Source organism: Streptomyces puniciscabiei, from assembly GCF_006715785.1.
GTDB lineage: Bacteria > Actinomycetota > Actinomycetes > Streptomycetales > Streptomycetaceae > Streptomyces > Streptomyces puniciscabiei.
The window spans coordinates 95,431-109,389 of the sequence record NZ_VFNX01000001.1 but is presented as its reverse complement, the minus strand read 5'-3'; the positions used below and the strand labels follow the sequence as shown (position 1 = coordinate 109,389).

Genomic DNA, 13,959 nt, shown 5'->3' with positions numbered 1-13,959 from the left:
CTGGCAATGACGTGCGCGTTGGTTGCGCGTTTAACAACAATGGGGGTGCAGCCTAACAGTGCCCAGCCCGGGATCCGAACGGCGGTCGTGCTCGGTTGTGGGCCGGTGAAGGCCGGCCGGCGGGCTGGTCAATGCCGGGCGAACTGGACGCCGGTCGGCTGCGCGACGTCCGGCCGCACGGCGATGCCGTCGACGGTCAGCCGCTCCCCGTAGATGTCGGTGATCCTGAGCGCCCCGCCACAGCCGGTGCCATCGGCGGACAGAAAGTAGTTGTAGTCGGTGCGGGGAAGCTGCCGCCAGCCGCCGGCGGTCCGCACCTCCAGCGCGGCCACCGGGTTCCGGTGGCCGATCACCTGGATCCCGCACCACCACTTGGTGGACCCGGTCTTGTACCGGATGGTGATCGTGCCCGGCAGGTCCGGGCTCAGCAGCGACCAGGTGATCGGGAGCCGGCCCACCGACGGGTCGGCGAGCTTGGCGAACGCCTGTCGGCTGAGGTCGAGTTGTCCCGGCGCGCAGGGCGACGGGCATTCGTTGACGATCCGTACCGTGATGGTGGCCCCGCCGGCCGCGCGGACCAGCACGTAGGCCCCGCACGCCTTGGCCGACTCGTAGTCGGTGACGTTCATGGCCGCGACCATCAGGTCGTCGGACGCCCCGTACAGGCAGGAGCCGCTGCCGTCACCAGCGGCGTAGGCGGTGGCGACTCCCCGGTAGCTGACGGCCGGTCTGATCCGTCCGGCCAGGGCCGCCGCGCCGGCGCTCGCGGGCGCGGTACGGGTGGCCGAGGCCGTCGGAGTGACCGAAGGCGATGGCGTGGCCGAGGCCGAGGCCGGGATCGTCGGACTGGCCGAGGGCGTCGGCGGCACCGCCGCACCCGCACCGCCGCCCGCCGCCGGCCCGGCACCGGACGGGGCGGCCGCTCGTGCGCCTGTGGCGGACGCGTCGGCTGCCCTCCCGGCCCTGGTTCCGCTCCCGGTGAGGACGGTCAGGGCCAGGCACGCCAGCACACCGACGACCAGTAGCCCCAAGGGAATGCCCGTGACCAGTCCGCGCCTGCGCCAGGGTTGCGGCGCGGCGTGCTTCGTTGCCCTCATGCCCGTCCATCCGGTAGTTCGACTCGGCCTTCCGACTCCCAGTCGCCGCAGGAGACGAGAAGGTTGCCGCCCCGACGCTGATTTCCCGGCGACCGGTGCACCGCAAGAAAGGGATCTGAAGAACATCGGATACGGCGGCAACCTTTCCCTCCCGAGCGGCCACCTAGGGGTGCACCAACCACGGCGATCGCAGTCAGCGGCGCTACGCCACCCGTATCCACGCACTCCGATCAGGAGCCACACGTGTCACCTGACGACCCGAGAACCACCGAGCAGCCGATGCCCCGGGGCCGTACGCACCGCCGTAACCGCACACGCCGCCGCATGGTCGCGGGTGCGGTGGCCGCACTCGTGGCCGGCGCCGGTGCCGGTGCCCTGGCACTCAGCGCGGGCGCCGCGCCGGCCGTCGACATCACGGTGGATGCCGGTACCTCCCTGGGCACGGTGCCCAGCACGGCTGTCGGCCTCAACACGGCCGTCTACGACGCCCACATGAACGACGCCAAGGCGGCGTCGCTGATGAAGGCGGCCGGGATCCGGCAGCTGCGCTTCCCCGGCGGCTCGGTCGCGGACGCCTACCACTGGAAGACCCACACCGTGACCGGCGGCAGCTGGGCCGCGCCGGGCACCGACTTCGACCACTTCATGGCCACCGCGAAGAAGGTCGGCGCCCAGCCGATCATCACCGCCAACTACGGGTCCGGCACCCCGCAGGAGGCCGCCGACTGGGTCAGGTACGCCAACGTCGACAAGCACTACGGCGTGAAGTACTGGGAGATCGGCAACGAGGTCTCCGGCAACGGGTACTACGGCAGCAAATGGGAGGTCGACAACCACGCCGACAAGAGCCCGACGGCGTATGCGAAGAACCTGGTCGCCTACGCGAAGGCGATGAAGGCCGTGGACCCGACGGTGAAGATCGGAGCGGTGCTCAACACCCCCGGCTACTGGCCGGACGCGGTGAAGGCTCCCGGCGACAAAGCCGACTGGAACCACACCGTGCTCTCCGTCGTGGGCAAGTCGATCGACTTCGTGATCATCCACTGGTACCCGGGCGGCACCGGCACGGCCGACCTGCTGAACACCCCCGCCAAGATCGCGGGTACCACCTCTGCGGTGCGCTCGCTGATCAACACCTATGCAGGTGCGCACGCCGCTTCGGTCGAGATCGCGGTCACCGAGACCGACAGCTCCATGTCTCCGGTCAACACCAGCCAGGCCGCGGCCCTGTTCGCGCCTGACACCTACATGAGCTGGCTCGAACACGGCGCCGTCAGCGTCGACTGGTGGGACCTGCACAACGGCATGGGCACAGCACCCACCACCGTCAACGGCGAGACCGAATACCTGGACCAGGGCGTGCTCTCGAGCGGGAGGTGCGTCGGCGGGACATGCGAGCCGGCCCGCGAAACGCCCTTCCCCACCTACTGGGGCATCCGCTCGCTGACCGCACTCGCCCAGCCCGGCGACACCATGGTCAAGGCGTCCTCGGCCAACCCGTCGGTCGCCGTGCACGCGGTGCGCAGCAGCAACGGCGGCCTGAACGTCATGCTGATCAACAAGAACCCGCAGAACGCGGCGCAGGTGTCGCTCTCCTACGCCGGATACACCCCGGCCCCGGGAACGGTCACAACCGTTTCGTACGCCAAGGGCGACCCCGCCCTGACCACGGCGACACGGGGAACAGCGACCGCACAGACACTGCCCCCGTACTCGATCACGACTCTCCGGCTGAAGTCCTCGTCGGCGGCCACCCGCACTGACATCCCGTCTCCCGCCCCCACACCGACCGCTGCTGCCCCGGTTGCCTCCGCCTCAGGCACGATCGGCACCCGAGCGCAGGCGACGGCGGCCGGTGTACCCGTCGGCCGGCCGGACCGGAGCAACACGGCCGGCGGCCTGGCTTCCACCGGGATGAGCAACGCTGTCACCTACAGCGCCGTCGGTGGCCTGCTGGCCCTCGCCGCCGGCTCTGTGCTGGTGCTCCGCCACCGCCGCACCAGCGCTACGCACGGCAGGTGAACCCCCGCCGCCCCAGCGGCCGACGGCCCGGCAGCACCGCCACCCACGCGTGGCGTGTGCCCCGGGCCGTCTTCATGGGCACGACGTCGACATGTGCAGTCGCGATGACGCCGACGGCCGCCGCTGGATCTCCCGCCGGTAGTCCTGGAGTGTCCTGTCGAGCTGTGCCGCCGTAGCCTCGGCAGCGGCAGTCCAGCGTGATCGGGATCCATGACATGTTCGCGGGTCACGGACGCTCATCCTTGGCTCAGGACGACCGCCTGGCCGCCGGCGGGTGCCATCGCGACGCTCAGCGTGGTCGACGAGGTCACGGTCCGTGTGCTCACGACGACGGGGGTCCGGTACGGGCTGCTCCCCGGTGTTCCGTCGGCGTAGATCGTCGCGGTGTAGGTGCCGCTGCCGAGGAAGGACAGCGGAATCGACAGGGTCCGGGCGGTCTCGTCGGTCATCGCCCCCAGGTACCAGGTGGTGCCGCTGCGCCGGGCGACCGCGATGTACTCGCCGATCGCACCGGCGAGGGTCCTGCTCTGGTCCCAGACGGTGGGTATGGCGTCGAACCAGGGCAGCCCTGGCCAGTTGGAGGGGGTGGAGTACTTCGAGGGGGCGTCGTACCAGTACAGGAACTCCAGGGGCTGGTAGTACACGGCGGCCATCGCCATCTGGTGGGCGTTGGTCGTCCGGTCGCGGGACTGGCCGTAGCAGATGGTGTAGTCCATCGGGCCGCCGATGTTGCGGGTGAAGGGCAGGGTGACGTTGTGCGTGGCGGTCGGGAAGTGCTCGTTGCCCCGTACGCCCTCCAGGCTGATCCAGTTGGGGTAGGTCCGCTCGCAGCCGAACGGCCGTACGTCGTCGTGTGTGTCGATCAGCAGCTTGTGCTCGGCCGCTGTCCTGACCCAGGCGGTGATCCGGTTCGTCATCGCCTGTGTGCCGTCGTTGATGAAGCCCAGCTTGACGCCCGCGACGCCCCATCTCTGGTAGAGGGCGAACAGGCTGTCCGGGCTGCTCAGGGCCATGGGGTTGACGTAGAGGAGGACGCCGATCCCTTTGCCGGTGGCGTAGGAGATGACCTTCGGCAGGTCGATGGCGGAGATCGGCTGCGTGGCGTCGGTCGAGGTGTGTTCCGGGCCGTACCACCCCGAGTCGTACTCGATGTACTGCAGGCCGCGGGCGGCGGCGAAGTCGACGCCCCCAGCCCGTCCGCGGTGGTCAGGTTGCACCGGAAGACCTTGCCCGGTCTGATCCACGACGTGTCGGCGAGAGCGCCGGCCGGGGCCAGGTTGAGCACCAGCTCAGCGCTGTCGACAAGTTCGGCGTGGGTGGAGCCGATCACCACCGCGCGCCAGGGCGTGGCGAACGGCGTACTGACGGTGGAGGTGGTCTGGACCGTTCCCGAGCCGCGCGCGGTGTGCTGCATCAGGTACGCCGCGAGGGTGTTGGGCTGTCCGGATACCGAACTGAGCATCATGCGCGGGTAGTTGAAGCGGGCCGACTCGCAGACGCAGGCGATGAGCCCGCCGCTGCAGGTCGCGGTGAGGGGGAGGTCGGTCAGGGGGCCGGTGTCCGTGGAGGAGGTTCCGGTGGGCGGGATGGAGCCGGGCGTGACCGGGTTGTAGTCGTCCTCGTCCCGCGCGCTGTGGACGAGTGTGCCGTCCGGGAAGACGAACGTCGTCAGTTCGCCGGCGATGGAGGCGGTGCCCGGGTCCAGCAGGACATAACGGAATGCGACTCCGGTCGCGTAGGCGCGTATCTGCACACCGAAGTTGATGGAGGTGCGGTTGTCCCGGAGGTTCCAGCGCATCTCCTGGTAGGCGTCCAGGACGGTCGCGTTGCGGCCGAACACCGGGTTCCATGTGCGGTCGACGTGCCAGTGCTGGTAGTTCGTCAGAGCGGCGTCGGTGCCGAGGGTGGTTCCGTCGCTCAGCCGCAGGCCCATGGCCGAACCGGCCACGACTGCCGCGCCCTTGCGCCGGGCCGACCACTGGAGCGAGCCGCCCGTCAGCGACATGGTGATGCTGGTGGTGCCGTCGGGCGATGTCGCGGTGACGGAGGCGTCCGAGGCCTCGGCCGGACATGTGCTGCCGATGCCCAGCGCGGCCGTTGCGGCGGCGACAGCCGCGCCCTTGAGCACCCTGCGGCGGGAGGGGGCCTGAGGCCCTGACACATGCACAGTCGTTCCACCTCGCCTGGATATGTTTTCCAACAAACTCAACCAGCAAGTAACAGATTCTGACTGTCGCGACGTTTCTACGCCCCTCCCTAACCAGAGGTCAACCCCTCATATCCACCCCTTACATGTCCGAAATCCCGGACAGTGCGGGCGACTTGCGGCCCTGGCGGGCCCGGCTGGGTATCCCGTGAGCCGGTCAAGCTTAAACAAATTCGAACGCCGTCCTTGACGCCGCAAACATGCCACGACTCTCATGGGTCTCCGCCGACACCAAGGGACCGTCAACCTCGACAGAGAGGGACGCACATGTTCAAGGGAGTCGCCCGGACGCCCGCCGGCCGATGGTGGCGCAGAGCCGCCGCGTCACTGACCCTGCTGGGAGGCCTTGCGGCGCTCCTGCTCCCGGCGACCGAGGCGCACGCGGCCCCGGTGTCGTTCACCACGGGTGCCGCACGCACGGACCAGAACGGGAACGCGCTTCAGCTGCACGGCCTCGGCATCATCAAGGTGGGCAGCACCTGGTACGGCTTCGGGGAGGACAAGACCGGCGAGACGTCGTCGGACACGTCGTTCCAGGACATCCCCTGCTACACCTCGACCGACCTGGCCAACTGGACCTACCGGGGCGTCGCCCTGGCCAGGCAGAGCAGCGGCGACCTGGGGCCGAGCCGCGTCGTGGAGCGACCCAAGGTCATCCACAACGCCTCGACCGGCACCTACGTGATGTACATGCACATCGACAGCACCAACTACTCCGAGGCCAAGGTCGGTGTGGCGACCAGCAGCACCCCCTGCGGCCCCTACACCTACCGGGGAAGCTTCCGGCCGCTGGGCAACCTCAGCCGTGACCTCGGCCTGTTCCAGGACACCGACGGCACCGCCTATCTGCTGAGCGAGGACCGCAACAACGGCCTGCGCATCGACAAGCTGTCCGCCGACTACCTGTCCGTGGACAGCGCTGTGGCGGTGCTCGGCAGCAGCGGCAGCAGCGGCAGCGTCGAGGCGCCCGCCATGGTCAAGGCCGACGGCACCTACTACGTCTTCGGCTCGCACCTGACGGGCTGGGGCCTCAACGACAACATCTACGCCACCGCCACGTCACTGGGCGGCCCCTGGTCGTCGTTCCGTGACCTGGCCGCACCCGGCACCCACACCTACGGCAGCCAGACGGCGAACGTCATCACCGTCCAGGGCTCCTCCGGCACCACCTACATCTACGCCGGCGACCGCTGGAACACCTCCGACCTCGGCGCGTCGAAACTGATATGGCTGCCCCTGACCATCAGGGGAACGTCGGTGAACCTCGGCCAGTACCCCACCTGGTCACTCGACACCGCAGCGGGAACCTGGACGGCCGACAGCGGGATCCCCGCCGAGGGCGTCCACACCCTGAAGGATGTCAACAGCTCCATGCTGATGGACGTGTCGAGCGGCTCCACGGCCAAGGGCGCCAAGATCATCCAGTGGCCGTCCACCGGTGGTACCAACCAGCAGTGGACGCTCACGCGGGTGGGGGACAACATCTTCACACTCAAGAGCGTGAAGAGCGGCCTTTGCCTGGACGTGCCGAACCAGTCGGCCGCCACCGGCCTGCAACTGCAGCAGTGGGCCTGCAACGGCGGGACCAACCAAGAATGGTTCCTCGACCTCGTCGGCAGCTACACCGGCAGCACCTACATGCTCGCCGGCGTCGGCAGCGACCTGGACATCGGTGTCACGACCGCCTCGACCACCGGCGGAGCGGCCGTGGACCAGGAACTGGGCACCGGCGCGGCCAGCCAGCAGTGGAGCCTTTCCTGACAGGTGCGCCAGGACCACTGACGCGGATCAACGGCCACGTCGGCCAGGTGTTCCAGGTCGTCACCGTCGAGCAGCACCTGTGCCACTTCGCCGCCGCCACCGCGCCCACCTCACCGGAGCCCCGCGCCGACCTGCCTGCCCGGTCCTGCTGCTGGCACACCGGCCAGGCTTCCGGGGCCCGCCGTTCCGCGTCCTCGCCCCCAGCGAGATCACCCAGCTCGTGCTCCACTCCCCACACCCGGCCCACCTCGCCGTAGACGGGGCGCGCCAACACACCGCTTGGAGCTGTCCATGAGCCGAGGGGTGCGGCGGCAACAGATGCGGTCGCCGGGGCAGATGCTCGACCTTCAGCCGGATCAACATGCCCCATACCAGGTGGAGTTCGTTGCAGTGGCCGAGCCAGGTGCCGCGGGCCTGCAGGCAGGATGCTTCCGGTTGCCGGGTCTCCGGCTCGGATGCGGTCGCCGGACCTGATCAGCGGTTGGACGACCGGGCGTACCGGAGGGCCAGACGTTCCCGATCAGCCAGGACGGCGAGTACGACGTCCGGTTGCGACGTGGGCGGGCCGGCCCGGAGCGTCTGCTCCGGGCCGGCCCGCCCACGCGATGTCAGCTTGCGGCGGGGACCGGGTCGCGAGTCGGTTCGGGCATCGCCTCGGGTGCGGGCGTCTGCTTCGGGTCGGGCTCGGCCGGCACCGCGGAGGGAGCGGGAGCAGGGGCGTAGGGGATCTCGCCGCGCAGGACGGCCTTGGCGCGGTCCTCGTCGAGCTCGCCCTCCCAGCGGGCGACGGCCAGGGTGGCGACGCCGTTGCCGACCAGGCTGGTCAGGGCGCGGGCTTCGGACATGAACCGGTCGACGCCGAAGATCAGCGCGAGGGCGGCGACCGGGACGTGGGGGACGGCGCTGAGGGTGGCGGCCAGGGCGATGAAGCCGGAGCCGGTGACGCCCGCCGCGCCCTTGGAGGTGAGCAGCATGACGGCGAGCATGGCCAGCTGCTGGGTGAGACTGAGGTGGATGCCGAGGGCCTGGGCGAGGAAGACCGAGCCCATGGTCAGGTAGATGGCGGTGCCGTCGAGGTTGAACGAGTACCCGGCGGGCAGCGTGATGCCGACGACCGGTTTCGAGGCGCCCGCGTGCTGGAGCTTGGCCATCATGCGCGGCAGGACGGGCTCGGTGGAGGAGGTGCCGAGGACGATCAGCAACTCTTCCTTGATGTAGCGCAGGAAGGGCAGCAGCCGCAGTCCGTTCAGGCGCATCACGGTCCCGAGGACGACCAGGACGAAGAAGAGGGCGGTCAGCCAGAACGAGCCGACCAGCAGCGCCAGGTGGCGCAGGGTGCCCAGGCCGTAGTGGCCGATGGTGAAGGCCATCGAGCCGAACGCGCCGATGGGGGCCAGCCGCATGATCCAGCGGATGAGTGTGAACAGGACCGTGGAGAACTTCTCGACGCCCCGGGCGATGCCCAGCCCGGCCGCCCCGCCGGCGTGCAGGCCGAAGCCGAACAGCACCGACACCAGCAGCACCGGCAGGATCTCGTTGCCGGTCAGGGCGCTGACCAGGGTGGCCGGGATGATGGCGAGGAGGAAGGCGGCGAAGCCCTCGTGGGCCGTGGTCGCCTCCGGCGGCAGGCTCTTGGCGGACAGGGTCGAGAGGTCGATGTGCAGACCGCTGCCCGGCTCGACCACGTTGACGACGACCAGGCCGATCACCATGGCCACGGTGGTCAGCACCTCGAAGTAGACCAGGGCCTTCAGGCTCACGCGGCCGACCGCGCGGGCGTTGCCCATGGAGGCGATGCCGTGGACGACCGTGCAGAAGATGATCGGCGCGACGAACATCTTCACCAGCGCGATGAAGCCGTCGCCGAGCGGCTTGAGGTCGGCGCCGACGGACGGCCACAGCCCGCCCACGGTGGCGCCGAGGAGGACGGCGATCAGGCACTGGACGTACAGGTGGGACAGCATCCGGCGGATGCGGCCCGGTGGTGGGGTGACGGTACCCGGGGCGGCGTCGTTGCGGCTCATGCGGGGCGTCCTTCCAGGACGGGAACGAGGAGTTCGGCTCGGGCGATACGCCGGGCGGCGCGGTGCAGCAGCACCGTGGGGGACGCGCCGTCCGGTGCGGGGACGGCTTGCGTGGTGACCACGCCGGCGGGGGTGCCCAGCCGCAGCGTGCCGTCGGCGGTCTGCCGGGCGACGCGGTGGGCGAGGGTGCCAGGGGTGGCGGCGGCCGTGGCCAGGGCCACGGCGGAGGTCAGGCCGATCGCCGGGTGCGGGGCGTGCATGGAGACCATGCGCACGGCCAGGTCGTACTCGTCCTGGTTGACGAGGATGCCCTGTGTGGTGTGATAGGGGGCGGGCCGGGCGACGATGCCCACCTTCGGCACCGCGTGGCTGACCGGATCGCCCTCGCGGGCCAGGCCCATGGCCAGCGCTGCCTGGCGGCGCAACAGGGTCAGCGCGGGCACTGCGGTGGCGAACGCGGTGAGGGATTCCGTGCCGTCGAGGCCGAACGCCTTGGCCTCGAACAGCGCGGCCGGCGCGCCGGCGTCCACCAGGGATGCCTCGACGGGACCGCCCGGGCCGGTCAGCTCGTCCAGCGTCCGGCCGGTCGGCAGAGCGCGTCCGGCCGTCGAGCCCGCCGGGTCCAGAAACCCGAGCAGGACCGGCACGCCCCGTGCCGAGGTACCCGGGACCACGGCCGTGCCCTCCTCCGGGGCCACGCCCGCGGGGGTGGGGATCGTGCCGGTGAGGCGTGCCCCGGTGTTGACGTTGAGCATGCGGACGGTGGTGGTGTCCGACGTGATCGGCACGAGATCGTGGTGGACGGCGTACAGGGCCACGGCGGTGGCGCAGTTGCCGCAGTTGCTGGCCCATTCCACGCGCTCGTCGCCGATGCCGACCTGTGCGAAGGCGTACTCGACATCCACGGCGGCCTGGGTCGACGCCTGTACGACGGCGGCCTTGGAGGTGGTGGAGGAGGCGCCGCCCACGCCGTCGATCTGGCGGGGGTCGGCGGCGTTGAAGGCGGCGAGCAGGAGGGCATCGACGTCCACGCCCGTGGCGGCCACGTCGCGGTGGTCGAAGATCCAGCACTTGCTGGTTCCTCCGCGGATCATCTCGCCCTGCAGACGCAGCACAACCGACTCCTCACAGCCATGGAAGGGGAAGTCCACCGACGGTCTCGCCGTGCGTGGTGTCCTCCACGGTGGGTTACGGCAGCGTGAAGTACAATCTCGGAAATCTGCATGGCCATTAAGGTGAAGTGAACGCTGGAGGTGGTGGCATGCTCGACGTCCGGCGCATCCTGCTGTTCACGGAGGTCGCCCGGCGCGGCTCGGTGACCGCCACAGCCCGCGCCCTCAACTACACGCCGTCAGCGGTATCGCAGCAGATCAGCCGCCTGGAAACGGAGGCAGGACAGCCCCTGCTGGAACGCCACGCCCGGGGCGTCACCCTCACCGACGCCGGACGGGCGCTGGCAGAACGAGGGCAGCGGATCGAACGCGAACTGCAGGCCGCGGAGAACGAACTCGCCGACCACGCCGGTCTGCGGGCGGGCACCCTGCGCATCGGCACCTTCCCCACCGTCGGCGCATCGCTCCTCCCACAGGCCGTGATCGCCTTCCGGGACGCCCACCCCGGCGTACGGCTGACCGTCCGCAGCGCCCGCATCGCCGGACTCTGGACGATGCTGGAGAACCGGGAGATCGAGATGTCGCTGATGTGGGACTACGACTGGAGCCGCATCGACCGGGAGGACATCGTCGTCACCCCCCTCCTCGACGACCCGCCGGCCCTTCTCGTCAGCGACCACCATCCACTCGCCGGCCGCGACGCCGCCTCACTCGCCGACTTCGCGGACGATCCCTGGATCACCCGCGCCGACCGTCACCCGGTGGCCGAAGCCCTCGTCCGCAGCTGCCGCGCCGTCGGCTTCGAGCCCCACATCGCCTACGAGGCCCACGACTACCAGGAAGCCCAGGCCATGGTCGCCGCCGGTATCGGCGTCGCCCTCGCCCCCACCCTTGCCCTGGAGGGCATCCGGCCCGGCGTCGACGTCCTGCCCCTCCAGCCGCCGGCCCCCGTCCGCCGCATCCTCCTGGTGCGCATGGCCGACCACTCGCTCACCCCCGCCGCCCTGACCTTCGCCGGACTCCTCCGCGACGCCGCCGCGGCCCGAACCCTCTGACACCGAACCACGCCCACCGGTCATGGAACCGTCGCGCTCACCGCCGACAATCCAAGCCCCGCACTTCGGCGTCGGACCTGCGCAACGGGCGGCGGCAAGCAACCTGGCGGGGGCGCGTCCGGCCAGCGGATCCGGGGCAGCGCCTTGGCCGAGTGCGCGGCGCGCAGGTTCCCTCAGTGTGTCGGACATGTTCGAGACGGCCGGAATCAGTCTCGGGACGGATGCGACGTCGTTCGACGACGGATCTTGAACAGATACTTCAGTCCTTCGAAAGGCGGCTGGTCGGAGCCGCGATCGCCGTCAGCGGTTGAACGTCAGACGCGGTACCGCGTTGCGGGCCAGTGCGTGGGCCTGGTCGGGCCACCAGGCGCCGGCGGGCGGGTCGACGATGCCGTATTCGGGGTCGATCGTGCCGCCGGTGTTGCGGGTGCAGCTGCCGTCGGATTCACCGGGGGTCTTGATCCACAGGTACGCGTCGACGAGCGGGACGCCGGTGTCGGCCGTGGGGCGTGGGCCGAGACCGCGGCCGGGTGCGTTGCACCAGGTCTCCGGGTCCCCGCTGTACTTGCCCGGCGGTGGGGTCCAGGCGCCCCGGCCGTTGCGGCTGGTGTCGATCACGAAGTGGTGCAGTTGGTCGGCCACCGGGGTGCCTGCGTTCTGGTCGAACCAGGCGTCGGTCCACCGCCAGGTGGTGGGGTCCGTGGGGGAGACGGCGTCGCCGGGGGCGCCGTCGTTGGGGGCGGCGGACGAGTAGTACTGGCTGGCGCACCAGTCGGTGTGGCCCCGTGCCTCCTCGGGGCCCTTGGTGGCGAACCAGATGCACTTGGCGATCCAGGTGCCGTATCTGGCGTTGTGGTCGGTGGGGTGGTTGTTGGACACGTTCAGGGCGAAGCCGTCGCCGTACTGGACCCCGGCGTCCTGCAGTCGCTGGGCGATGTCGCCCACGGCGCGCCACTGTACGTTGCCGGCGTCCAGGTAGACCGCGGTGCGGGGCCGGGCCTTCAGGGTCTTCACGGCGTATGCGAGGTCGGCGATGCGGGCGGCCGTGAGTTCGCCGGTCGGGTCGGTGGTGGGCCCGCAGTCCTTGGGAAGGTTGGCCAGGCCGTCGGGTTCGACCACGACCACCGCTTTGTCCTCGCCGATGCCTGCGGCGAAGGCGTCGATCCACTGGCGGTAGGCGGCGGAGGACGCGGCCCCGCCACTGGAGTACTGCGAGCAGTCCCGGCCGGGTATGTCGTAAGCGACCAGGACGGGGGTCCGGTCGACGGCGCGGGCTCGGCGGACGAGCCTGTTCACCTTGAGGCGCACCTCTTCGGGCGTGCCCTCGGTGAACCATTCGGCCTGCGGCCAGCTTGCGAGTCTGGCCATGTTCGCGGCGTTGTCGTGCGGGTCGACGTAGAACTTCGTGGTCGGGGTGATCACGTCCTGCGCGGGTGTGGCCTGCGCCTGCGTCGCGGTGAGGGCGGCGCAGGCGGTGAGCGTCGCGATGACGGCGGCTGCGCGGCGCCGTGGGCTGCGTGGGTTCATGGCTGCTCCTGTGCGGTGGATGGAGTGGGGGAGCGTCTGGAGCCGGGGCAGGCTGTCGACCGCCTGTGCGGAAGGCGGTGAGCGGTGGACCCGGCGGGCTGCGGCGGACGGTGCCCGTGGCCCGGCGGCGAGACAGGGATGTGGCAGGCCACGGGGTCCCGGATCAGTAGCCGTAGATCATCTTGTAGGCGACCTCGGGGAGGAACTGTCCGGCCGAGGAGCCGGCTCCGACGCCGCAGTTGCCGTCGGACTCGCCCGGGGTCTTGATCCACAGCAGCATCTCGGCGCCTCCGCCCGTCTGGGTGGGGGTGCCGATGCGGCGGCCCGAGGGGTTGCACCACTGGCCGTTGGAGCCGTTGCCGTTGCGGCTGGTGTCCACGACGAACGGCTTGGTGTAGCCGTAGCGGGCGCTGAGTGCGCTGTTGACGGCGTTGCCGTACGCGATGTTCTCGGCCGTGGTGTAGTAGTTCGAGATGTTGAGCGAGAAGCCGTGTGCCTGTCGCAGGCCGGCTTCGTTCAGGCGCTGGGCCATGGTCGCCGGGCTCGCCCAGCCCGGGTTGCCGGCGTCCAGATAGACCCAGGTGTTGGGTGCCTGGCGGTTGAACTGCGTGAGGGCGCCGGTGATCATGCCCTCGCGTTCGGTGATCTGAGCCTGGGTCATGCAGCCGTAGTCCGCGAGGGAGTCCGGTTCGAGGAGGACGACGGCCGGGCGGCCTGCGATACCGCCGGCGAACTGGGCGATCCAGTTCGCGTAGGCGGAGGGTGAGGCGGCCCCGCCGGCGGAGTGTCCGCCGCAGTAGTCGCGGTTGTAGATGTTGTACGCGACGAGGATGGGCAGCTTGTGCTGGTAGTCTGCCGCGCCGACGTACGCGCCCGTGGCGGTGCCGATGGTGCCGCTCCAGGAGCCGAACCAGTGGGCCATCGGGGTGTTGGCGATCGCGGAGTTGATCGCCGGCGCCCGGCCGTCCCCGGGATTCGCGGCCACCCACCGCTTCGCGCTGGAGTCGGGGTCCACGTAGAACCCGTTGGTCATGGCGGTCGGGTCGGCGGCGTGGGCGGACGGTGCGGCGGCGAGCGCCATCGGCAGGGCGACGAACGCTGCCACGAGAGCGCGGAGTCTGCGGCGCATGACTGTACCTCGGTTTCCTGGCAGGG

9 protein-coding genes and 1 pseudogene are annotated in these 13,959 nt (G+C 70.2%); 3 read left to right on the top strand and 7 right to left on the bottom strand.

Going from position 1 to position 13,959, the window contains the following annotated elements:
* Positions 1-128: 128 nt before the first annotated feature.
* Positions 129-1,097, bottom strand: a complete 969-nt coding sequence (locus tag FB563_RS00440; RefSeq protein WP_055707664.1) for an expansin EXLX1 family cellulose-binding protein — start codon at positions 1,095-1,097, stop codon at positions 129-131.
* Positions 1,098-1,340: 243 nt separating this feature from the next.
* On the opposite strand from FB563_RS00440, the gene FB563_RS00435 reads away from it, so the two are divergent.
* Entirely contained in the window at positions 1,341-3,119 is a 1,779-nt protein-coding gene (locus tag FB563_RS00435) for an LPXTG cell wall anchor domain-containing protein (RefSeq protein ID WP_234357838.1), read from the top strand.
* Positions 3,120-3,355: 236 nt separating this feature from the next.
* Here the strand turns inward: FB563_RS00435 and FB563_RS43705 are convergent, their stop codons facing one another.
* Together FB563_RS43705 and FB563_RS43700 are read right to left on the bottom strand one after the other, a co-directional pair.
* Positions 3,356-4,336, bottom strand: a complete 981-nt coding sequence (locus tag FB563_RS43705) for a glycoside hydrolase family 97 catalytic domain-containing protein (protein WP_234357837.1) — start codon at positions 4,334-4,336, stop codon at positions 3,356-3,358.
* Positions 4,337-4,449: 113 nt separating this feature from the next.
* Positions 4,450-5,247: pseudogene (locus tag FB563_RS43700) on the bottom strand (glycoside hydrolase family 97 N-terminal domain-containing protein); the annotation flags it as partial.
* A 345-nt stretch (positions 5,248-5,592) separates the two neighbouring features.
* Here FB563_RS43700 and FB563_RS00425 point away from each other — a divergent pair.
* Positions 5,593-7,086: an RICIN domain-containing protein gene (locus FB563_RS00425; protein ID WP_055707663.1), complete on the top strand. Its 1,494-nt coding sequence runs from the start codon at positions 5,593-5,595 to the stop codon at positions 7,084-7,086.
* Positions 7,087-7,694: 608 nt separating this feature from the next.
* Here FB563_RS00425 and dctA read toward each other — a convergent pair.
* Positions 7,695-9,110: a C4-dicarboxylate transporter DctA gene (gene dctA, locus FB563_RS00415; RefSeq protein WP_055707662.1), complete on the bottom strand. Its 1,416-nt coding sequence runs from the start codon at positions 9,108-9,110 to the stop codon at positions 7,695-7,697.
* A complete protein-coding gene (locus FB563_RS00410) occupies positions 9,107-10,225 on the bottom strand; it encodes a PrpF domain-containing protein (RefSeq protein WP_055707661.1) in 1,119 nt (372 codons plus the stop codon). Before FB563_RS00410 ends, dctA begins: the two co-directional genes overlap by 4 nt.
* A gap of 146 nt (positions 10,226-10,371) precedes the next feature.
* Between FB563_RS00410 and FB563_RS00405 the strand changes: the two genes are divergently transcribed.
* Entirely contained in the window at positions 10,372-11,277 is a 906-nt protein-coding gene (locus FB563_RS00405) for a LysR family transcriptional regulator (protein ID WP_055707660.1), read from the top strand.
* Between the two features lie 300 nt (positions 11,278-11,577).
* Here FB563_RS00405 and FB563_RS00400 read toward each other — a convergent pair whose 3' ends face one another.
* The gene (locus tag FB563_RS00400; RefSeq protein WP_055707659.1) at positions 11,578-12,804 is read right to left on the bottom strand and encodes a glycoside hydrolase family 6 protein; all 1,227 of its coding nucleotides are present in this window, start codon (positions 12,802-12,804) and stop codon (positions 11,578-11,580) included.
* 163 nt (positions 12,805-12,967) lie between these two features.
* Positions 12,968-13,933 (bottom strand): glycoside hydrolase family 6 protein, encoded by a 966-nt coding sequence (locus FB563_RS00395; RefSeq protein WP_055707658.1) that lies wholly within the window; start codon positions 13,931-13,933, stop codon positions 12,968-12,970.
* Positions 13,934-13,959: the final 26 nt, after the last annotated feature.